General features: G+C 69.9%; 19 protein-coding genes and 1 other RNA gene. 5 read left to right on the forward strand and 15 right to left on the reverse strand.

Annotated features, from left to right (window positions below):
- Nucleotides 1-39: 39 nt before the first annotated feature.
- Together ACWEVS_RS00315 and ACWEVS_RS00320 are read right to left on the reverse strand one after the other, a co-directional pair.
- Nucleotides 40-684 (reverse strand): response regulator, encoded by a 645-nt coding sequence (locus tag ACWEVS_RS00315; RefSeq protein ID WP_452417024.1) that lies wholly within the window; start codon nucleotides 682-684, stop codon nucleotides 40-42.
- A complete protein-coding gene (locus ACWEVS_RS00320; RefSeq protein WP_452549241.1) occupies nucleotides 681-1,805 on the reverse strand; it encodes a sensor histidine kinase in 1,125 nt (374 codons plus the stop codon). The genes ACWEVS_RS00315 and ACWEVS_RS00320 overlap by 4 nt, the downstream gene beginning before the upstream one ends.
- Before the next feature lie 113 nt (nucleotides 1,806-1,918).
- Here ACWEVS_RS00320 and ACWEVS_RS00325 point away from each other — a divergent pair, with 113 nt between their 5' ends.
- Entirely contained in the window at nucleotides 1,919-2,989 is a 1,071-nt protein-coding gene (locus ACWEVS_RS00325; protein WP_452549243.1) for a hypothetical protein, read from the forward strand.
- Here ACWEVS_RS00325 and ACWEVS_RS00330 read toward each other — a convergent pair.
- From ACWEVS_RS00330 to ftsE, 6 genes are all read right to left on the reverse strand, one after another.
- Nucleotides 2,908-3,432 carry a DoxX family protein gene (locus ACWEVS_RS00330; RefSeq protein ID WP_452417030.1) on the reverse strand — a complete coding sequence of 175 codons (525 nt, stop codon included), beginning with the start codon at nucleotides 3,430-3,432 and terminating at the stop codon, nucleotides 2,908-2,910. The two genes, ACWEVS_RS00325 and ACWEVS_RS00330, sit on opposite strands and share 82 nt — an antisense overlap.
- Before the next feature lie 247 nt (nucleotides 3,433-3,679).
- Nucleotides 3,680-4,064, reverse strand: a transfer-messenger RNA (tmRNA) gene (gene ssrA, locus ACWEVS_RS00335).
- A 283-nt stretch (nucleotides 4,065-4,347) separates the two neighbouring features.
- The gene (locus tag ACWEVS_RS00340; protein ID WP_452549245.1) at nucleotides 4,348-6,180 is read right to left on the reverse strand and encodes a penicillin-binding transpeptidase domain-containing protein; all 1,833 of its coding nucleotides are present in this window, start codon (nucleotides 6,178-6,180) and stop codon (nucleotides 4,348-4,350) included.
- Between the two features lie 38 nt (nucleotides 6,181-6,218).
- Entirely contained in the window at nucleotides 6,219-6,686 is a 468-nt protein-coding gene (gene smpB / locus ACWEVS_RS00345) for an SsrA-binding protein SmpB (protein ID WP_354911263.1), read from the reverse strand.
- Nucleotides 6,687-6,708: 22 nt separating this feature from the next.
- Nucleotides 6,709-7,620 (reverse strand): permease-like cell division protein FtsX, encoded by a 912-nt coding sequence (ftsX, locus tag ACWEVS_RS00350; protein ID WP_354911261.1) that lies wholly within the window; start codon nucleotides 7,618-7,620, stop codon nucleotides 6,709-6,711.
- A 19-nt stretch (nucleotides 7,621-7,639) separates the two neighbouring features.
- The gene (gene ftsE, locus ACWEVS_RS00355) at nucleotides 7,640-8,329 is read right to left on the reverse strand and encodes a cell division ATP-binding protein FtsE (protein WP_354911258.1); all 690 of its coding nucleotides are present in this window, start codon (nucleotides 8,327-8,329) and stop codon (nucleotides 7,640-7,642) included.
- 214 nt (nucleotides 8,330-8,543) lie between these two features.
- Here ftsE and ACWEVS_RS00360 point away from each other — a divergent pair, with 214 nt between their 5' ends.
- Nucleotides 8,544-8,723 (forward strand): hypothetical protein, encoded by a 180-nt coding sequence (locus ACWEVS_RS00360; RefSeq protein ID WP_354911255.1) that lies wholly within the window; start codon nucleotides 8,544-8,546, stop codon nucleotides 8,721-8,723.
- A 657-nt stretch (nucleotides 8,724-9,380) separates the two neighbouring features.
- Here the strand turns inward: ACWEVS_RS00360 and prfB are convergent.
- The gene (gene prfB / locus ACWEVS_RS00365) at nucleotides 9,381-10,496 is read right to left on the reverse strand and encodes a peptide chain release factor 2 (protein WP_354911253.1); all 1,116 of its coding nucleotides are present in this window, start codon (nucleotides 10,494-10,496) and stop codon (nucleotides 9,381-9,383) included.
- 46 nt (nucleotides 10,497-10,542) lie between these two features.
- Between prfB and ACWEVS_RS00370 the strand changes: the two genes are divergently transcribed.
- Nucleotides 10,543-11,529: a hypothetical protein gene (locus tag ACWEVS_RS00370; RefSeq protein ID WP_452417032.1), complete on the forward strand. Its 987-nt coding sequence runs from the start codon at nucleotides 10,543-10,545 to the stop codon at nucleotides 11,527-11,529.
- Between the two features lie 23 nt (nucleotides 11,530-11,552).
- Here the strand turns inward: ACWEVS_RS00370 and ACWEVS_RS00375 are convergent, their stop codons facing one another.
- Both ACWEVS_RS00375 and ACWEVS_RS00380 read right to left on the reverse strand, forming a co-directional pair.
- A complete protein-coding gene (locus tag ACWEVS_RS00375) occupies nucleotides 11,553-12,320 on the reverse strand; it encodes an SAM-dependent methyltransferase (RefSeq protein ID WP_452549247.1) in 768 nt (255 codons plus the stop codon).
- A gap of 69 nt (nucleotides 12,321-12,389) precedes the next feature.
- Nucleotides 12,390-12,890 (reverse strand): GNAT family N-acetyltransferase, encoded by a 501-nt coding sequence (locus tag ACWEVS_RS00380; protein ID WP_452549249.1) that lies wholly within the window; start codon nucleotides 12,888-12,890, stop codon nucleotides 12,390-12,392.
- A 177-nt stretch (nucleotides 12,891-13,067) separates the two neighbouring features.
- On the opposite strand from ACWEVS_RS00380, the gene ACWEVS_RS00385 reads away from it, so the two are divergent.
- Both ACWEVS_RS00385 and ACWEVS_RS00390 read left to right on the forward strand, forming a co-directional pair.
- Nucleotides 13,068-13,505, forward strand: a complete 438-nt coding sequence (locus tag ACWEVS_RS00385; protein ID WP_354911244.1) for an Hsp20/alpha crystallin family protein — start codon at nucleotides 13,068-13,070, stop codon at nucleotides 13,503-13,505.
- A 99-nt stretch (nucleotides 13,506-13,604) separates the two neighbouring features.
- Complete coding sequence (locus ACWEVS_RS00390; RefSeq protein ID WP_354911241.1) at nucleotides 13,605-13,940, forward strand: MerR family transcriptional regulator; 336 nt, start codon at nucleotides 13,605-13,607, stop codon at nucleotides 13,938-13,940.
- Between the two features lie 96 nt (nucleotides 13,941-14,036).
- On the opposite strand, the gene ACWEVS_RS00395 is transcribed toward ACWEVS_RS00390, so the two are convergent.
- The 4 genes from ACWEVS_RS00395 to ACWEVS_RS00410 form a co-directional block, all read right to left on the reverse strand.
- The gene (locus ACWEVS_RS00395; protein ID WP_354911239.1) at nucleotides 14,037-18,923 is read right to left on the reverse strand and encodes an NAD-glutamate dehydrogenase; all 4,887 of its coding nucleotides are present in this window, start codon (nucleotides 18,921-18,923) and stop codon (nucleotides 14,037-14,039) included.
- Between the two features lie 44 nt (nucleotides 18,924-18,967).
- The gene (locus tag ACWEVS_RS00400; protein ID WP_449920530.1) at nucleotides 18,968-19,744 is read right to left on the reverse strand and encodes a tryptophan 2,3-dioxygenase; all 777 of its coding nucleotides are present in this window, start codon (nucleotides 19,742-19,744) and stop codon (nucleotides 18,968-18,970) included.
- A 90-nt stretch (nucleotides 19,745-19,834) separates the two neighbouring features.
- Nucleotides 19,835-20,035, reverse strand: coding sequence for a zf-HC2 domain-containing protein (locus ACWEVS_RS00405; RefSeq protein ID WP_452549252.1), 201 nt, complete (start codon nucleotides 20,033-20,035; stop codon nucleotides 19,835-19,837).
- Nucleotides 20,035-20,565 (reverse strand): sigma-70 family RNA polymerase sigma factor, encoded by a 531-nt coding sequence (locus ACWEVS_RS00410; protein ID WP_354911232.1) that lies wholly within the window; start codon nucleotides 20,563-20,565, stop codon nucleotides 20,035-20,037. Before ACWEVS_RS00410 ends, ACWEVS_RS00405 begins: the two co-directional genes overlap by 1 nt.
- Nucleotides 20,566-20,587: the final 22 nt, after the last annotated feature.

Genomic DNA, 20,587 nt, shown 5'->3' on the forward strand with positions numbered 1-20,587 from the left:
CGGTCATGAACGCGGCCATAGCCCGACGATGCTATCGAATCACGGTGTGCGCGCCCGGCCCGTGCGCCAGGCCCATGCCGCGATGCCGACCCTGTTCTTCACGTCGAGCTTGCGCTGGATGCTCGCGATGTGGTTCTTGACCGTACCGGGCGACAGGAAGAGCTCCTCGGCGATCTCGGCGTTGGTCCTGGCCTGCGCGACGAGACGGGCGACCTCGATCTCCCTGCCGGTGAGCCCGGCGTCGTCCAGGACCGCGGCCGGCCGCTCGGCCCCGCGCAGCAGGCCCACCGTGAGCTGCGGGCTGATCAGCACGTCGCCGCTCATCGCGGCCCGCACCGCCTCGACGAGCAGCGTGGGCCCCGAGCGTTTGAGCACGAACCCCGCGGCGCCGTGGCGCAGCGCCGCCCGCGCGTACTCCTCCTGCCCGAACGTCGTCACGACCACCACGTGGATGCCGGTCTCCGCCAGCGCCCGCGTGACCTCGATGCCGTCGGCGCGGGGCATCCTGATGTCGGCGAGCACCACGTCGGGGCGGATCGCGAGCGCGGTCTCGACGGCCGTGACGCCGTCGGCCGCCTCGGCCACCACGGTCATGTCGGGCTGCGCGTCGAGGACGAGCCGGAACGCGCTCCTGATGCCTTCCTGGTCGTCGGCGATGAGGATCCGGGTGGGCACGCCGTTCATCGTGCCAGAGGCAGGCGCGCCACCAGCGACCACCCTCCGGGTACGGCGGCGGCCCGCAGCGTCCCGCCCATCGCCTCGACCCGCTCGGACAGCGACGGCAGCCCGAACCCGCCACCCCCGGCCCGCTCCTGCCCGCCGGCGGCCGTCCTGCCCGGACCCGCGTCCGGCTCCCCGCCGCGTCCCGCCTGGTCGCGAGCCGCGTGCCGGTTCCCGCCGCGTCCCGCGTCCGGAGGCGCAGGCCGGTCCGCGGCTCCGTCGTCGGCCACGATCACCACGAGCGTCCCGCCTTCCACCCGGACGGCGACGTCCACCCTGGTGGCCTCGGGGGCGTGCCGCCGGACGTTGGTCAGGGCCTCGACGACGATCCGGTAGGCCAGCCCGGCCACTTCCTCCGGCACCTCCATGTCGGGGACGGCCAGCTCCACGCGGGTGGGCCCGGCCGCGGTGAACCTGCCCGCCAGGTCGGCGAGCCCGGCCAGGCCCGGACTGTCGTGCAGTTCCAGCACCGTGCGGTCCAGCGTCGCCATCGCCCGCAGCCCCGCCCGCTCCACCCGCTGGAGCGCCGCCAGCGCCTGGGCGGGCTCGACGGCCCCGACCACCTGCCCCGCCTGTGCCTGCGCCACCATCTCGCTGACGTCGTGGGCGACGAAGTCGTGCAGGTCCCTGGCCAGGCGCAGCCGCTGCCCGGCCCGCTCCTCCTCGACGGCCCGCACCCGCCGGGTGTCGAGCGAGCGCAGGTAGATCCCCACACCTGCGGCACCGCACACGCCGATTCCCCAGAACGCGCACATGCCCAGGCCCTCCAGCGGGGAGACGGGCACCAGGTAGCGCAGCAGCCACGTGGCGGCCGCCAGACCTGCCGCCACGCCGGATGGCACGGCCTGCCGTACGGGGGCCCACCGGGCGATCAGGCCGACCAGCGCGGTCAGCACGAGGCTCTCGACCAGCCCCATCAGGTCCTCGCCGCGGCGCGGGCCGGTGATCGCGTACCAGCAGGTGACCGCCAGGGAGAGCCCCGCGGCGACGGAGGCCGCCACCGGCAGGTGCGCACGCCTGCCGCCGGGGACCGTCCACACCAGCGCCGCCACCGCCGCGATCAGCGGCACCACCCAGAATTCCACGGCAGCAACCATACGGAGGATGTGCCGTTCGGCACCCCGCATGCCCTCGCGGACCGCACGACCTGCCGAACGGCACATGGTCCCGCACCGGGTGGCGGCCCGAGGGTGGAGGCATGACAAGGATCATCTCCAAGGCGGGCCACGCGGCGGCCGCCTGGTCCGCCGCTTACGCGGTGCTCGGGGTGGCCTGGGCGCTGGGCGCGCCCGGCTTTCCCTGGGGCGCGAGCGACCCCGATCCCGACGGCGCGCTCTCCCTCCTGGCCGGGCTGACCCCCGACCCGGGCGGCTGGTGGATCGCCGCCTTCGCGCTGCTGTGCGCGGCCACGTCGGTGGCGCTCGTCCGGGGGCGCGGCGGGATCCCGCTGGTGGTGGCGTGGCCGCTGGCGGCCTTCCTCGTCCTGGTGGTCCCGGACTCCCGGCTCATGATGGGCGTCGCCTACACGCCGCTGCTGAGCGTGGCCGTCTTCCTCGACGGCCCGTGGGGCCAGGTCGGCCTCGCCGACGCCTGGCCGTGGCCGGTGCTCAACCAGCTGCTGTGCGCCCTCGGCGGGGCCCTGCTCGCCGCGGCGGCCGTGGCCGCCCAGCGCCGCCGCCGCGACGCGTGCGTGGCATGCGGTCGCACCGATCAGGCCGGCGGCTGGACCGGTCCCGCCGCGGCCGCCCGATGGGGGCGGACGGCCGTCGCCGTCGCCGTGGCCGTCCCGCTGATCTACAGCGCCACCCGGTGGGCGTGGGCGCTGGGCATCCCGGTGGGCGTCAGCGAGAGCTTCCTGGTGGAGGGCGAGAAGGACGCGCCCGGCATCTGGCTGGCCGGTGCCTACCTGGCGACCTTCGGCGCTCTCGGCGCGGTGCTCACGCTGGGCCTGGTGCAGCGCTGGGGTGAGGTCTTCCCGCGCTGGATGATCGGTCTGCGGGGCAGGCGGGTGCCGCCGCTTCTGGCCATCGTCCCCGCCACCCTCGTCGCGGCCATCGTGATCATGGCGGGGCTGACCTACATCAGGCGCGCGCTCGCGGGCGCCTTCGCCATGGACATGTGGGGCGCGTGGCTGCCGGAGTGCTTCTGGCCGGTCTGGGGAGCGGCCCTCGCCGCCGCCGCCCTCGCCTACGGCCTGCGCAGGAGGGGCCGCTGCGCCCACTGCGGGCGCGGTGCCGTGGCCGCGGCCCGCAGCACGATCGTGATGTAGAGGACCTGCTCGGGGATCCGCTGCCACAGCGGCGTGGCGGCCTTGCCGCCGAAGGGGATTCCGGTGACGGCGGCGTAGATGTTGGCCGGCAGCAGCAGCACGAACAGCAGCGCCAGCGCGATCCCCGCGGCCCACCGGGTCGAGGGGATCACCAGCCCGAGCGCGCCGAGCAGTTCCAGCACGCCGGTCACGTAGACCATCAGGCTGGGGAAGGGCACGAACGGCGGCACGATCCCCACCATGTCGGCGTGGTTGGGCATGACGGTGACGCCCTCGGGGACGAAGTGCGCGCTGGCGGCCACCACCAGCATCACGGCCATGCCGTGCGCGGCGGACGCGGCCCAGGTGTGGAAGCGGCTGACGCCGAGGGCGCCCAGCAGGCGGAAGACAAGCGTGCTCGCGGCGAGAACGATCAGGACGATCACGATGAGCTCCTCTCTCATTGGATAGTGATGCTATCCAATGAGAGCCGACGGGGCAACACACCTGGCGCCCGGAACGGAAAACGGCCCGGCCCCCTCATCGGGAACCGGGCCGGTAAGCGAGCAGTTCGGCCGGCGGGACTCCGCCCTCACGCGCGACCCAGGGGGCGGAAACGCGAAACGGCGGTGTCCACATGGACACCGCCGTCGCTCAGCAGCGCGTCACTCGCCACGACTCTCCGAGAGCCGTGGCCGCGTGACGCCAGATCGGTGGAGGTGGCGGGAATCGAACCCGCGTCCTTCAACCCCAAGGCAGGGCTTCTCCGGGCGCAGCCTGCTTAACGTTTTCTTAGCCCCGGCGCTCACGCAGGCGCGTCGCCGACAGGCTCAGCCACTGTTTGGTTTCCCGCTCTCCCCCGTGGCCGGGTCGAGCGGTTGAGCCTTCTCACGATGCCAGATCCCGAGCCGAAGGCATGCCCGGGCTGACAGAGGTTTCGCTACTTAGGCAGCGAGAGCCAGGGAACCCTGGCTGACCTCAGTGCGCTTAGAGTTGGCACTTGTTGGTTGCGGTCACAGGATTAACGAGGTTATGTCCGCAGTCCTCGGCCCGCTTCTCCTGACTTGCAAGGTCAAAGTCGAAACCGATCACCCCCCTGTTCAGTTGTCAACACGGCCGCGAACGGCCGTGCAACATGAAGATACATGTGACAACACGGCGAACGCCAACCCAATTCCCGGGCGAACCCCCGGAGGCGCGCACAATGCGAGACACCCCCGGGGGTGACCGGCAGGGTAGCGCCGGTCCGGACGGCAGGACTTCCCCCGAGATGAAGTCCTTCTCATCGCGACGACCAGGTCCGCAACCCCCCGATCAGGCCTGGTCACTCAGGAAGACGCAGCCGGACCCACCAATGGTTGCTCTGTGTGACGAAGTCTTTACGCAGGGTCGCGCATCGCCGAGAAGAAGCGGCCCGCGTAGGCGGCCGGGTCGGCGTTCTCGGCCAGGACGGCCACGGCGACATCGCCCTGCCACCCCACGAACCACGCCTGCTTCTCGTCCTTGCCGGTGACGGGGGCGGTGATGCCCGCGACCGGCTCGCCGCCGGTGGCCGCGGCGGTCGCCGTACCCGAGGTGACCCCGGCCCGCATCATCGCCTGCAGCGCCGGCAGCGTCTTCGGGTCGATCGCCACGCTGGACGGCGGCGTGGCGGGCAGCACCTCGGCGGCCGGGTCGGGCGTGGCCGGCTTGACCACCAGCAGCGGCGGATGCCAGGTGCCCTTCGCGACGGCCCCCGCGACCAGCGCCATCGCCAGCGGGCTCACCTCGACGTTCTGCCCCGCGATGGCCTTCGCCTTGTCGGCGTCGGAGTCGAGCTTGGCCATCTTGCCGCTGAACGACTTCAGCGGCAGCTTCCACGGCTTGCCGATGCCGAAGTCGGACGCGGCCTTGGCCAGGTCGGCGTCGGTGACCCGGCGCGCGAGCGAGGCGAGCGCCGTGACGCAGCTCCTGGCGAAGCTCGACTGGAAGTTCTGCGTGGTGGTGGCAGCCAGCCCCGCCTGCTCGAACCTGGCCCCGCCGACCGTGCGCTCGGCGGGACAGGCGAGCCGCTGGCTCGGCTTGACACCCTTCTTCAGCAGCGCCTGCGCCGCGATGATCGAGAAGGCCGTGCCCGCCGGGTACTTGCCGGCCAGCGCGTCCTTCTCCTCGTTGAGGTTGGAGGAGGCGCTCACCGCCAGCACCTCGCCGGTGGAGGCCTTGACCGCGACCAGGGCCGCCGACCTGGTGCCGGCCAGCGCCGTCTCGGCCGCCCCCTGGACCGAGCTGTCGATCGTGGTCTCGACCGGGGCGTTCGGCCGGCCCGGCCACTTCTTCAGCTCGGCGACCTGCTCGCCCGTCTTGAGATCGAGCGTGATCACCGACGTTTGCGTGGAGCCGGTCAGGTGGTCCTGGTAGGCCTTCTGCAGCCCGGTCAGGCCGACCGAGTCACCCGCCCGCTGGGGGCCGCCCAGCTTCTGCTCGGTCTCGGCGGTCAGCGCGCTCACGATGCCGACGACCTGCTCGGGCGGCGCCGGCGCGACCGGCATCTCCTGCTCGTCGATGGTCACGCCGGGGATGGCCTCCAGCTTCGACTGGAGCTGGAGGTACTTCACCCGGCCGAAGTGCACCAGCGGCACGAAGTCGCTCGGCGGCGCCGACCTGATCCGGCTCAGCAGCCGGTCCTGGGCGAACCCGGTGAGCTTGGCGAGCTGCTCGCCGACCTTCTCCGCGTTGTCACCCAGCGTGGCGGGCGTCACCCCCGCGACGTACAGCGTCGCGTTCTTCTGCAGCGGGTCGCCGGTGCGGTCGAGCACCGAACGGCGCGACTCCGGCTCCGGCTTGACCGCGAACCGCTGCCCCTCGTGCAGCTGCGGATGGATGACACTGGGCGACCAGCGCACCTTCCACACACCGTCGACCAGGTGCAGCGGCAGCCGGCTGGTGTACTCCCACAGCGAGTTGTTCTCGCCCAGGTCGACCTCGGCGGTGAAGTCGGCCGTGGACTCCTCGCCGTTCTGGGTCAAGTTCTTGATCTTGAACCGGAAGGAGGCCGCGTCGAGGTGGACGCGGGTGTCCTCCAGCGCCTTGGCGACCACCTTGGGGTCACCGTCGGTACGGCCGGCCGCCAGCGCGTAGTCGCCCGACTGCCAGCCGACGAGGAAGTCACGCACGGCCTCGTGCGCCGAGGGCTCCTCGAAGCACCCGGTCAGCGTCGTGCTCGCGACCGCCATCGTGACAGCCGCGGCCAGGACTCTGCGAACCTGAGGTCTCATCGGTTGCGCTGGCGGATCGCCCGGGCCATCTCCCGCTTGTCCTGCTGTTCCTTCAAGGTCTGGCGCTTGTCCCAGTCCTTCTTGCCGCGCGCGAGCCCGATCTCGATCTTGGCTCTGCCGTCCTTGAAGTACAGCGACAGCGGCACGATCGTCAGCCCGCCCTCCTTGACCTTGGCGGCGAGCTTGTCGATCTCCTTGCGGTTGAGCAGCAGCTTGCGCTTACGGCGGGCCGCGTGGTTGGTCCACGTCCCCTGGGAGTACTCGGGGATGTGGACGTTGAGCAGCCACGCCTCGCCGTCGTCGATGGAGGCGTAGCCGTCGATGAGCGACGCCTTGCCCGCGCGCAGCGACTTGACCTCGGTGCCCTGCAGCACCAGACCCGCCTCGAAGGTGTCCTCGACGTGGTAGTCGTGGCGGGCACGCTTGTTCTGGGCGATGAGCTTGCGCCCGGTCTCACGTGGCATGCTTCGACCTTACCTGGGTTCGTCAGACCCTCAGGTAACGGCGAAGCGTTACGAAGGACGCGAGCACACAGATCACCACGCCGATGATCATCGTGAGCGTGATGACCCACGCCACGTCGTTCCAGCCGAGCTGGCTGTTGGCGGCGAACGCCGAGGTCGTCCCCTCGAACAGGAAGACCTTCGCCACGATCAGCATGACGGCCGCCACCACGCCGCCGACCAGGCCCGCGATCATGCCTTCCATCACGAACGGCAGCTGGATGTAGATGTTGGAGGCGCCGACCAGCCGCATGATGCCCGTCTCCCTGCGCCGGTTGAACGCCGACAGCCGCACCGTGTTGCCGATCAGCAGGATCGCCGCGAGCACCAGGATCAGCGCCACCGCCAGCGCGGCGTAGCGGAGCTTCTCGAGCATCCCGAAGAAGCTCTCGAGCTGGGCCCGCTGGTCGACGACCGTCGAGATGCCCTTCATCCCCTGCGCGGCGGCGATCACCGGCTGGTACTTCTCGGGATCCTTCAGCTTGACCCGCAGCGACTCGGGCATGTCGTTGACGTCGACGACCTGCGCCAGGATCGACGAGGCCGACTGGGTCCGCTTGAAGTTGTCGAAGGCCATCTTCTGGGTCTCGTAGGTGACCTCCTGCACGTCGGGCAGCGCCTTCAGTTGCTGCTGCAACTGCTCACGCTCGGCCGCGCTGACACCCTTCGGCGACGCCTTGCAGTTGGGGAAGGGAGAGTCCTTCTTGCACAGGTAGACCGAGATCTCGACCTTGTCGAACCAGTAGTCCTTCATCAGGGAGACCTGCGCGCTGATCATCAACCCGACGCCTAGCAGCGCCATGGCGACAGCCACGGTGACGATCACCGCGATTGTCATGGTCAGGTTGCGACGGAGGCCGATCCAGACCTCGGAGAGGATGAAGTTCGCCCGCATGTTCTGCCTATAACTCCTGTCAGTACGCCTGGCCGTAGACGCCACGCGACTGGTCGCGGACGATCTTGCCGTCCTCCAGCTCCACGACCCGCTTCCGCATGGAGTCGACGATGGCGGCGTCGTGCGTCGCCATGACGACAGTAGTGCCGGTCCTGTTGATCCGGTCGAGCACCTTCATGATGCCGATGCTCGTGGCGGGGTCGATGTTGCCCGTCGGCTCGTCGGCGAGCAGGATCATGGGCCGGTTGACGAACGCGCGAGCCATCGCGACCCGCTGCTGCTCGCCACCGGACAGCTCGTCGGGCATGCGGTGCGCCTTGCCCTCCAGACCGACCAGCTCGATCACCTCGGGCACCACCTTGCGGATGAACCGCCGCGGCTTGCCGATGACCTCGAGCGCGAACGCCACGTTCTCGTAGACGTTCTTGTTCGGGAGCAGCCGGAAGTCCTGAAAGACGCAGCCGATACGGCGGCGCAGGTGCGGCACCTTGAAGTTGGACAGCCTCGCGAGATCCTTCCCGGCGACATGGATGGCACCGGAGTTGGGCTTCTCCTCCTTGAGGATCAGCCGCAGGAAGGTGGACTTCCCGGATCCCGAGGGACCGACGAGGAACACGAACTCGCCCTTGTCCACGTCTACAGACACGTGGTCGAGAGCGGGCCTGTTCTGGTTCGCGTAGACCTTGGTCACATTTTCGAAATGGATCACGAGCGCATCACGACGTGCCAGTCTAGGGGTCGGGACGGAAGCGAGGGTGGCACATACCCACTTCCTGCCGCCCGCCAGCGGGGACGCCCGTCTTTACTGATGATCGACGTTCCGCTTGGCTGCAGGACAGTCTAGGGGGAAGACTGGCATGGAACGTCCATAACGGAAACAAAACGATTTCGTTGCCTGAGAACCGTCTACAGTGGATGGTGACATGAGTTGCGAACACCTCGTCTGCGCCCAGTGCGCGCACCCCGTCATCGAGGGACGCTGCGCGCTGTGCCGCGCCAATCGTGAGCGCATGCACCAGCACGGGATCTCTCCGATGCTGATCCTCATCGCCCTGCTGACCCTGTTGTTCCTCGCGCTCGCGCTCCAGCACGTGGTCGGCTGACCCTCCGGTACGGCAGGCCGCCCCGGCACGCGGCACCGCCCGACGCATGCGCGGACGCGCCAGGCTTCCGCACGACCCCTTCGCCACGCTTCGCACGACCCCTTCGCCACGCCTGAGACGGCTCTACCGGGCCTCACCGCGACCGTGCCGGCACAGCGCCGGCCCGCGAGCCGCCGGGCCCGTACGCCACCGCCACGCACCCGCCACCCATGCACTCGCGCCCGCACGGCTCCGAGGCGGCTGGGCGGGACGAAGGCAGGCGCCGCGTCCCTCGCCACGCGCCCCCGTCCGAGCGAGTCGCGCGCCTGAGTTCGGCCCACGTGGCGACGAATGTGAGGCGACACGCGTGGGGATCGACGCCCGTGAGCAGACACGCGTGGGAATCGACGCCCGTGAGCAGACACGCGTGGGAATCGACGCCCGTGAGCAGACACGCGTGGGAATCGACGGACGTGAGCAGACACGCGTGTGGATCGACGGACGTGAAGTGACGCGCGTGAGGATCGACGCCCGTGAGGATCGACACCTGTTGGGGGGCGCCGTGACGGCGGGATGGGGCGCCGCTCGAGGAGCGTCCCTTGGACGGGCGCCTGCCGGTGACCACGGGGGCGCCCTCCCGTGCGTGCCGTGAAGACGCAGCCACGGGAACGCGGGCGGCTAGGCTTCCGCGGTCTCCTGGCGGCGCATCCAGCGGATCTCGCTCTCGATGAAGTCGTCGAGGTCGCCGTCGAGCACCGCCGACGGGTTGCCCGCCTCGTGACCCGTGCGCAGGTCCTTCACGATCTGGTACGGGTGCAGCACGTAGTTGCGGATCTGGGTGCCCCACGACGTCGTCGAGGCGCCGCGCAGCTCCGACATCTTCTCCGCCTCCTCCTGCCGCTTGCGCTCGAGCAGCTTGGCCTGCAGCACGTTCATCGCCGAGGCGCGGTTCTGCAACTGGGAGCGCTCGTTCTGGCAGGAGACCACGATCCCCGTCGGGATGTGGGTGATGCGCACCGCGGAGTCGGTGGTGTTGACGCCCTGGCCGCCGGGACCGCTGGAGCGGTAGACGTCGACGCGCAGGTCGTCCTCGTTGATCTCGATGTGGTCGGTCTGCTCGACGACGGGCACGATGTCGACGCCGGCGAACGAGGTCTGGCGGCGGCCCTGGTTGTCGAAGGGGCTGATGCGGACCAGGCGGTGGGTGCCGTGCTCGCCGCGCAGCGTGCCGTAGGCGTAGGGCGACTTGACGGTGAACGTCGCCGACTTGATGCCCGCCTCCTCGGCGTAGGAGGTGTCGTAGACCTCCGTGGCGTAGCCCTTGCGCTCGGCCCAGCGCAGGTACATGCGCAGCAGCATCTCCGCCCAGTCGGCCGCGTCGACGCCGCCCGCCTGCGAGTTGATGGTCACGAGCGCCTCACGCGCGTCGTACTCGCCCGACAGCAGCGTGCGGACCTCCATCGCGCCGATGTCGGAGCGCAGCGCGGCCAGCTCCTTGTCGGCCTCGGCCCTGGTGTCGGCGTCGTCCTCCTCGGCGGCCAGCTCGAACAGGACGCTCAGGTCGTCGATCCTGCGGCCGAGCGCCTCGACGCGGTTGAGCTCGCCCTGCAGGTGGGACAGCTTGCTGGTGACCTTCTGCGCCTGCTCAGGGTCGTCCCACAGATCGGGCGCGGCGACCTGCTGCTCCAGCTCCTCGATCTGCTTGCGCATGGAGTCGAGGTCGAGAACGTCCTGAATGCTCCGCAGCGTGCCCGCGAGCGCGTTGATCTCTTCTGCCGGATCGATGTCTGCCACGTCTACCAAGGGTACGCGACCTGTGCGCACCCCATAACATGGCCAGGTGCGTGCATACGGGTGGCGGGGATGGCCGGCTCTCGCCGTCGGCCTGCTGGCCGCGGTGACGGGCTGTTCCGGCTCTGCCGCTCCCGAGCCCTCGCCGGTGGCGGCCACCTCGTCCGTCAGCGCCGTTCCCACCACCGCTCCCGGCGTGTCGCTGAGCGAGGCGGCCAACGCCTTCAACGAGTACGTCCTCACCGACAGCCTGCTGCGCGCCGCCGGCGACAGGCGTCTGGCCAGGGAGATCACCCGCGACGGCCGCACCGATCTGGTCAACGCCGAGTACGCCTCCACCCGCGACAGTCCGGTCCGCTACACCTGGGGCACGCCGTCCTTCCTCGTGCCCCGGCTGCGTCCCGACGAGCCGTTGTGGTTCACCGCCGTCGTCCCGCGCGGTGACCAGACCGCCGTGCTCACCTTCGCCAAGGGCACCGACTGGCGGCTGAGCTCGCTGTCGCTGCTGTTCCCCGGGCAGAAGCTGCCCGAGGTCAAGCGCGACGCGGCCGGCTACGCCGAGGTCGTCGGTCTCGACGACCAGAGCGTCCAGATCAGCCCGCGATACGTCGCCCCGCTCCACGCCACCATCGCCGAACGCGGCCCGGCGGGCATCGCCGCCAACCTCGTCGCGCCCGGCCCCTACACGACCGAGACCGCGACGGCGATCGCCGACAACCGGAGGACGGCCAAGACCGACGGGTTCCGCTACGACTCGATCTTCAGCGCGGCCGAGTACCCCGTCTACGCGCTGCGGACCGCCGACGGCGGCGCGCTGGTCCAGTACTCCCTGCTACGCACGACGTCGATGAACAACATGCTGTTCGTCAGCCCGTACCTGCCCGTCCCGCCTTCGGGACGGTGGGCGCTGACCGGCTCCTACCGGCAGACCCTGAAGATCTACGAGACGCAGCAGTACGTCGCCGTGGTGCCGCGCGCCGCCGCGGCCACGGTGGTGGGCTACGACGGCGCGATCACGCGGGCCACCGGCAGCTGAGCTCGTCCGCGCCGTCGCCACGGTCAACGGGTGACGACCGCCGTCACCAGGGCGAAGGACAGATACCTGCCCTGGTCGGCCTCCAGCATCGCGATGGTCCGCTCCGCGGCGTCCCTGTCGGTGGCGCCGTGCTCCAGGCAGGCGCGTGTCCACAGCAGCCAGTCGTGCCAGCCGCCGGGCTGCAGGCGCGCCGAGGTCACGGTGACCAGCTCGGTGATCTCCCACTGGAAGCGCCACCACTCGGCGGTGTGCCAGGCGATGGCCTCCCATCCGACCAGCTCCTTGATGTGCGGCGGGATGGCGCCCATGTCTCGGACCTCGCGGGTCATGCCGGGGGTGGCGATCCCCAGCCGGCCGCCGGGTTTGAGGAAGCGGGTGATGTAGGCCAGGTAGCTGTCGGCGGTGCCGAAGTACTCGTAGGCGTCGATGCTCACGACCGCGTCGAAGGACTCCTTCTCGAACGGCAGCGCGTGCGCCTCCGCCCCGACCGCATTCACCTGGCCGGCCACGCCCGCCTCGGCGAAGACGGCCTCGGCCTTCTCCGGGGCGATCCACAGGTCGGCGGCCACGACGTCCACGCCGAACTCGCGGGCGAGGAACACCGAGGTCGCGCCCATCCCCGACCCGAGGTCCAGGACCCGCATGCCGGGCTTGAGGTCGAGGTCGCGGGACAGGTCCTCGAGCAGCCACAGCGGGTTGGGGCCCATGTCCAGGCCGACCAGCCATGCGGGGTCGTAGCGGGAAGAGAGCGGGTAGTCGTCGGGGCGCACGAGGGCGCGAAGCGCTGTCACAGCCTGTCATGACAGCACGGTGAGCCGGACACCGGCAAACCCGTATTCGACTCCGGGGATGGGCGCGGGTCAGGGGGTCCTGCGGTAGCGCGTCATCGGGCCGAGCAGGCCGGGCACCGACTCGAAGGCGGTCATGCCGAGCCGTTCGACGACCGCGACGGAGGCGGCGTTGCCCTCGTCGATCTCCGCCAGCACCTCGGGAAGGCCGAGGTCGCCGAGCGCGTGCTCGACGACGGCGCGGGCCGCCTCGGTGGCGTAACCCTTGCCCCAGGCGCCGGGCGCCAGGCTGTAGACGATCTCGGGGCCGAGGTCCTCCAGCGGCCGGAGCCCTGCCGTACCCACCAGATCGGTCCCGCCCTTCTCCCGCACCAGCCACAGGCCGTACCCGTCGGTGGCGAAGCCGCGGACGCTCTCCTCGATGACCTCGGTGACCTCGGCCGGGGACAGGACGGCCCCGTCGAACAGGAACCGCCGCACGTCCGGGTCGGTCCAGTGGACGAGCAGCTCCGCGTGCTCCTGGGGGCGCACCGGGGTCAGGATGAGGCGATCGGTCACGAGAGTGTGGTCCACGCCCGCCAGGCTATCGGGGCGCCCGGTCGCGCTCATGTCCTTTTCGACGGCGGCCGAACGCCCCATTATTGACAACGGCACGTGGAGAAAGGCTACAATCAGAGTTGTAGGTTTCCTCTTGGAGGACAGGCATCCCGGGTGACCAGGAGGCCCCGGCGATCTTCGGAGGTGGACACGATGCTGCTCACGTCGATCGACCCGTTCGTGCAGGAGTTCGAGCGCCAGTTCGACCGCCTGACCCGCCAGACCGCCCAGGGCAGTGGTGCGATCATGCCGATGGACGGGATCCGCCGCGCCGACGATGTGGTGCTGCGGTTCGACCTGCCCGGCATCGATCCCGACTCCATCGAGGTCACCGTCGACCGCGGCGTCCTGACGGTGACCGCGCGACGCGAGGAGGAGTTCGGTGAGGACGAGCGCGTCTTCGTCCGCGAGCGGGTGATGGGCACCTTCACCCGGCGCGTCTACCTGTCGGAGCACCTCGACGCCGAGACCGTCGAAGCCGCCTACAACAACGGCGTGCTGGCCGTCCGGATCCCGGTGCTCGAGCGCGCCAAGCCGCGCAAGGTCGCCGTCCAGCAGACTGGCGACACCTACAAAGCGATCAAGAGCTGACACACGGGACGGAGCGGGCGCGGCCCCGTCGCGGTGAACGGCACCGCGGCGGGGCCGCCCGTCTTTGCCCGCGGCCAGTCGGCACCAGGAGGAACGACCATGAACCTGCCCTTCGACGACGAGCACGCGGCGCTGTTCACGGTGGGTCAGGTCGCCTCGATGCTCCAGGTGCAACAGGCGTTCCTGCGCCGCATCGACGACCACCAGGTGGTCTCGCCCCAGCGCTCGGCCGGCGGGCAACGCCGCTACAGCCGCCATGAGATCGGCCGCATCCAGCAGGTCGTGGTGATGATGGACCAGGGGATGACGCTGCCGGCCATACGCCTCATCCTCGACCTGCAGCTCAGGCTCATCGAGGTCACGCGGGAGCGCGACGAGCTGGCCCGCGTGCTGGCCGAGCTGAGGGCCGAACGTCGGCCCCCGGCGCACCCCTGACCACAGCGCCGACCGGACACGTCCCCGACCCCGTACGGCCCGGCCGGCAGCAGCCCGGGACGCGGGTACGCGCCCCGGGCACATGACCGCAGCCCGTCAGGACTCCGGCTCGGCGTGCGGCGGCAGGCTGCTCGTGGCCACCAGCGTGCGGACCGCTCGCAGCGCCACCGACAGCGTCGCCAGGTCGAAGTTGTCGCTCTCCCAGATCTCGGACAGCGTCTGCTTGGCCCGGGAGACCGCCGCCGAGTTCACCTCGGTCCAGGCGGCCAGCCGCTCCTCGGGCGACGATCCCGGCGTGCTGTGCGCCAGGACGTCGTGGGTGAGGGAGGCGTGCGCGGCGTACAGGTCGTCGCGCAGCGCCGAGCGGGCCATCGAGTTCCACCGGTTGTCCCGGGGCAGTGCGATGACGCGCTCGCGCAGGCGGGCCAGCTGGAGCCGGTCGGCCAGGTCGAAGTAGACCTCGGCGACCTCGTTGACGGGGCGGCCCGTCAGCGAGGAGATCTCGACCAGATCGAAGGTGGAGTAGGCCGGCACCATGGCCGCCACCCTCTCGGCCAGCTCCAGCGGGACGCCGCGGGCCACGAAGCTGTCGCGGCGCTCCTCGTAGGCCAGCAGGTCGGGCCCGGTCAGGAGCTTCGGCAGGTGGGTGAGCAGGCCGTCGACGCCCTTGACGAAGAAGTTCACCGAGGCCGCCAGGTCGAGCGGCGGACGCCGGTTGCTGAGCAGCCAGCGGGTGCCGCGCTCGGCGAGCTTGCGCGCCTCCAGAAGCATGGCCAGCTGGGTACGGGTGTCGACCCTGTTGTCCAGCGCCTCGACGCCGCGCTGGAAGCTGGCCAGGTCGAAGACCTCCCTGGTCACCAGGTAGGCGCGGACGATGTCCTGGGTGGAGGCGCCGGTCTCCTCACCGAAGCGGAACATGAACGTGGTGCCGGCCGAGTTGACGAGCTCGTTCACCACGCAGGTGGTGATGATCTCGCGGCGCAGCGGATGGGCGTCCATGTAGCTGCGGAAGCGCTCGCGCAGGGCGGACGGGAAGTACGACACCAGCCACGAGGCCAGGTACGGGTCGTCGGGCAGGTCGGTGCCGAGCAGCTCGGCGTCGGCGACCAGCTTGGTGTAGGCGAGCAGGACGGAGAACTCGGGCGCGGTGAGCCCGATGCCCTGCTGGCGGCGCTCGGCGAGCGTCTTGTCCGACGGCAGGAACTCCAGCTCCCTGTTGACCAGCCCGTCGCGCTCCAGGCGGCGCAGGTAGCGGGCGTGGATGTGGAGCATCTCCGGCGCCTGGGCGCGGGCGGCGGCGAGGACGACGTTCTGCGCGTAGTTGTCACGCAGGACGAGGCCCGCGACCTCCTCGGTCATCGAGGTGAAGACCTGGTTGCGCTGCTTGTCGGTGAGCTCGCCGTCGCGCACCACCTGGTCGAGCAGGATCTTGATGTTGACCTCGTGGTCGGAGGTGTCGACGCCCGCCGAGTTGTCGATGAAGTCGGTGTTGACCAGCCCGCCGTTCAGGGCGAACTCGATGCGGCCGAGCTGGGTGAAGCCCAGGTTGCCGCCCTCGCCGATCACCTTGCAGCGCAGGTCGTTCGCGTTGACGCGCAGCGAGTCGTTGGCCTTGTCGCCGACGTCGGCGTTCGACTCGGACGACGCCTTGACGTAGGTGCCGATCCCGCCGTTCCACAGCAGGTCGACGGGGGCCCGCAGGATCGCGCTGATGAGGTCGTTCGGCGTCATGGAGATCGCGTCGGACGGGATGTCCAGCGCGTCCCGCATCTGCGGGGTGATCTGGATCGACTTGGCGGTACGCGGGAAGACCCCGCCGCCGGCCGCGATCAGCTCGGGGTCGTAGTCGGCCCACGAGCTGCGCGGCAGCTCGAACAGGCGCTGCCGCTCGGCGAAGGAACGGGCGGCGTCCGGGTCGGGGTCGACGAAGATGTGGCGGTGGTCGAAGGCGGCCACGAGGCGGATGTGCTGCGAGAGCAGCATGCCGTTGCCGAACACGTCGCCCGACATGTCGCCGATGCCGGCCACGGTGAAGTCGGTGCTCTGGATGTCGACGCCGGTGGTGCTGAAGTGGTACTTCACCGACTCCCACGCGCCACGCGCGGTGATGCCCATGGCCTTGTGGTCGTAGCCGATGGAGCCGCCGGAGGCGAAGGCGTCGCCCAGCCAGAACCCGTACTCGGCCGAGACGCTGTTGGCGATGTCGGAGAACGTCGCCGTGCCCTTGTCCGCCGCGACGACCAGGTAGGGGTCGTCGCCGTCGTGCCGTACGACGTCGGCGGGCGGCACGACCTTGCCGTCGACCAGGTTGTCGGTGAGGTCGAGCAGGCCGGAGATGAACATCCGGTAGCAGGCGATGCCCTCGGCCATGACCTCTTCGCGCTTGCCGGAGGCCGGCGGGCGCTTGACGACGAAGCCGCCCTTCGAGCCCGTGGGCACGATGACGGTGTTCTTGACCATCTGCGCCTTGACCAGGCCGAGGATCTCGGTGCGGAAGTCCTCCATGCGGTCGGACCAGCGCAGGCCGCCGCGGGCGACCTTGCCGAAGCGCAGGTGGACGCCCTCGACACGCGGCGAGTAGACGAAGATCTCGTAGCGCGGGCGCGGCAACGGCAGCACGCTGATCGCCTGCGGGTCGACCTTCAGCGAGATGTACGGCTTGCGCTGCCCGTCGGGCGTGCGCTGGTAGTAGTTGGTCCGCAGCGTCGCCTGGATCATCTCCAGGTAGGCCCGCAGGATCCGGTCCTCGTCGAGCGAGGCGACCTCGTCGAGCGCGCCCAGGATCTCCTCGTCCAGCGCCGCGCTGAGGTCGGCCCGCACGTCGTCGGAGCGCTTGGGGTCGAGCCTGGCCTCGAACAGCCGCACCAGCAGCCGCGCCAGCCGTACGTTGTTGACCAGCACGCGCTCCATGTAGCGCTGGCTGAAGGTGCTGCCTGCCTGGCGCAGGTACTTGGCGTAGACCCGCAGGATCTCCACCTGCTCCCAGGTCAGGCCGCCGGCCAGGACGAGGGCGTTGAAGTTGTCGGCCTGCACGGCGCCGGTCCACAGCGCGCGCAGGGCGTCCTGGAACAGCCGCTTGAAGTCGTTGCGGTCGACGTCCGGGGACGGCGTGTAGCGCAGCCCGAAGTCGTAGATCCAGGCGTTCTTGGTGGCGGGGTCGGTGTCGCGGTCGATCTCGTACGGCCGCTCGTCGACCACCTCGACGCCGAGCCGCTGGATGAACGGCAGCATGTGGGACAGGGAGATCGGCGCGCCGAGCTTGTAGATCTTCAGCCGCCGCTCGCCCTCGCCCGCGTCGAAGGGCTCGTACAGGTTGAGGCCGATCTCGTCGTCGGGCTTGCCGGCCAGTTCCTCCAGGCGGCGCAGGTCGGCCACGGCCATCTTCGGCGGGAAGTCGGCCTTGTAGCCCTCGGGGAAGGCGGCGTGGTAGCGCCTGACGAGCCGCGGCGCCTCCTCCTCCGAGGTCATCTCGCCGATGGCCGCGGCGAGGTCGTCCTCCCAGGACCTGGTGATCGCGGCGAGCCTGGACTCCAGCTCCTCCAGGTCCACGCCGGAGTGCGGCAGCGGCGTGCCGCGCTCGCCGCGGACGACGACGTGCAGCCGGGCCAGCGCGGACTCGCCGATCATGGCGCTGTAGTCGAGGGACGAACCGCCCAGCGCCTTGAGCAGGACGTCCTGCATCCGCAGCCTGACCTTGGTGGTGTAACGGTCACGCGGCAGGAAGACCATGCACGAGATGTAGCGGCCGTAGTCGTCGCGCCGCATGAACAGCTTGACCTGCTTGCGCTCGCGCAGGCGTAGCACGCCGAGCGCGATCGGCAGCAGCTCGTCCACCGGCGTCTGGAACAGCTCGTCGCGCGGATAGGTCTCGAGGATCTCGATGAGGTCCTTGCCGTCGTGGCTCTCGGGGGTCAGCCCCGCCTTGTCGAGCACCTCGGCGAGCTTGCGCCGCAGGACCGGGATCCTGGAGATCGACTCGTTGTAGGCCACGTGGGTGAACAGGCCGAGGAAGCGGCGCTCGCCGATCACCTCGCCCTCGGGCGAGAAGACCTTGACCCCGACGTAGTCGAGGTAGGCGGGCCGGTGCACGGTGGCACGGGAGTTGGCCTTCGTGATGATCATCAGCTGCTTCTCGCGGGCCTTGGCGCGCACCTCGGGCGGCAGGGCGGAGAAGCTCTGGGAGCCGGGCTTGTCGTCGCGCAGGATACCGAGGGCGGCGCCGGGCACCGCGCGCAGCGCGTCGCCCTGCTCGGACGCCTCCAGCCGGTACTCGCGGTAGCCCAGGAAGGTGAAGTGCCCGTCGGCGAGCCAGCGCAGCAGGTCGATGCTGTCCTCGACCTCCGCGGGCTCCAGCGGCGGCGGGTTCATCGACAGGTCCTCGGCCGTCTGCACGGCGACCGACCGCATCTTGCGGAAGTCCTCGACGGCGTGCCGTACGTCGGACAGCACGCGCTGGAGCTCGGTCTCGAGCGACTTGAGCACCGCGGGGTCGGCCTGCCGGTCGATCTCGATGTGCATCCACGACTCGACCAGCATCATGCCGGTGACGGCTTCCTGCTCCTGGGTGAGGATGCGGCCGGTCATGTCGCGGCGGACCCGCAGCTGCGGGTGGACCACCAGGTGGACGCCGATGTCGTGCCGGTCGAGCTCCATGGTGACCGAGTCGACGAGGAACGGCATGTCGTCGGTGACCACCTCGACGACGGAGTGGCCGGGGTCCCACCCGTTCTCCTCGACGGAGGGCGTGTAGGCCCTCACCAGCGCCCTGCCCTGCGGTCGCACCTCGGCAAGCTGCCGGTGCGACATCGCCGGGCCGTAGATGTCGACAGGATCACGGTCGAGAAGGTCCTCGGCCGCCACGTGCCGGTAGTACACGCGCAGGTAGGCCAGAGCCTCCTCGGGGCTCCCGTGGTCTCCGCTGCCCGCCGCGCAGATCTGCGCGGCGTTCTGGAGCAGCTCGTCCTTGGCCTCGTCGAGCGGCATTTCGCTCTCACTCCTTTGTGAGGGTTCGCCATATCGGATGCTGGTCACAACCAGCCTCTTAGTTCCCAAAGCAGGGGAAAATAGTGCAAGCGCGTACGTTCCCGCAGGTACGGCGCGCCTGTCGAGCCGCCAGTGCCCGACTTGGTGCCGATCTGCCGTTCGACCATCTGGACGTGACGCATGCGCCACAGCGCGCACGTCTCGTCATGGGTGAGCAGATCCTCGGCCAGTTGCCACAGGTCGTCGTACGACCGGCGGTCCCTCGCCACGACCAGCAACGAGGCCATGACCTCCTCGTCGGAGACCGGGAGGCCGCGCTGGGAGAGGGCGGTGAGATAAGCATCCCACAGGGTGGGCTCCTCCAGCCGCCTGCGCAGCCTGGCGAGTTCGCCGTCGCCGGCGCGTACCCGCTCGAGGAACCGGGGATCCTTGACTCCCGACAGGAACTCCAGCTCGCGGAACTGGACCGACTGGAAGCCGCTGGCCGGTGCCAGCTTCGAGCGGAACTCGAGGAAGTCCTGGGGGGTCATCGTCTCCAGGACCTCCACCTGCTCGACGAGGACACGCTCGACGGCGTGAACCCGCTTGAACAGATGTCTGGCATGCCAGAGCTCACCCGCCGTCATCGCCGTCCTGGCGCCCTCCAGCTCGTGGAGCAGCAGCTTGAACCACAGCTCGTAGACCTGGTGGACGGTGATGAACAGCAGCTCGTCAGGCACGGACGACTGGGGTTGCTGCTGCTCGAGCAGGCTGGGGAGCCGGAGGTAGCCGCCGTAGGACAGGCGTGCGCCCTCCTCGCCGAAACTCCGGTCAGGAGGCATCGCTCCTGTCCCCACCACCGGGCACCTCCCCCACAAGCCCGGTCCTCGTTGACCGGACGTACCCGATATCACCCGAAAAGCCCACAGACGTCAACGTGACATCGGTATCGGGGGGTCGTCGTCCTCTGACGCCGTGGCCTGGAGCTTGAGACTGTCGAGCAGATCGGGAACCTCCTGCAGCTCCCGCAGCTCGGCCTGACAACGCACGCACGAGTCGAGGTGGCGCTCGAACGACGGAAGGTCCGCCTCGTCAAGGACTCCGAGCACGTACGCCGCCACCTCTGGATGCATCAGCCGGCAACCCCCTTGTCCCGCAGCAGCCCCCGCAGAGCCCTGATCCCGTAATAGAGCCTGGACTTGACCGTGCCCGGCGGGATCCCCAGAATCTCCGCCGCCTCACTAATCGTACGATCCCTGAGATAAGTCTGCTCGATGACCTCACGGTGTTCTCGCGACAGGCCGCGCAGCGCGTCGGCGACCACGATCGCCGACAGCGCCCGATCGCAGCCGTCGGAGACGGCGACGGTGTCCGCCTCGGGCGGTTCGACCTCGGGCGGCCGGGCGCTTCTCCGGCGCCTTCCGTCGATCACGATGCGGCGGGCCACGGTGAGCAGCCACGCCCAGACAAGACCGGGCTCCCACTGCAGCCGGTCGGAATGACGCCAGGCCCTGACCATCGTCTCCTGCACGACGTCCTCGGCCCACTGCAGGTCGTTTCCTGTGGTCTTGCGCACGTGGCGGAGCAAAGGCCCGCCGAACTGCTCATAGAGCGCCTGTATTCGGTGCTCCATGTCGTCGAGGTGACCTAGCACGGGGCACATCTTTACACCTTCGTTATCGCCT

Source organism: Nonomuraea sp. NPDC003754 (assembly GCF_053605785.1).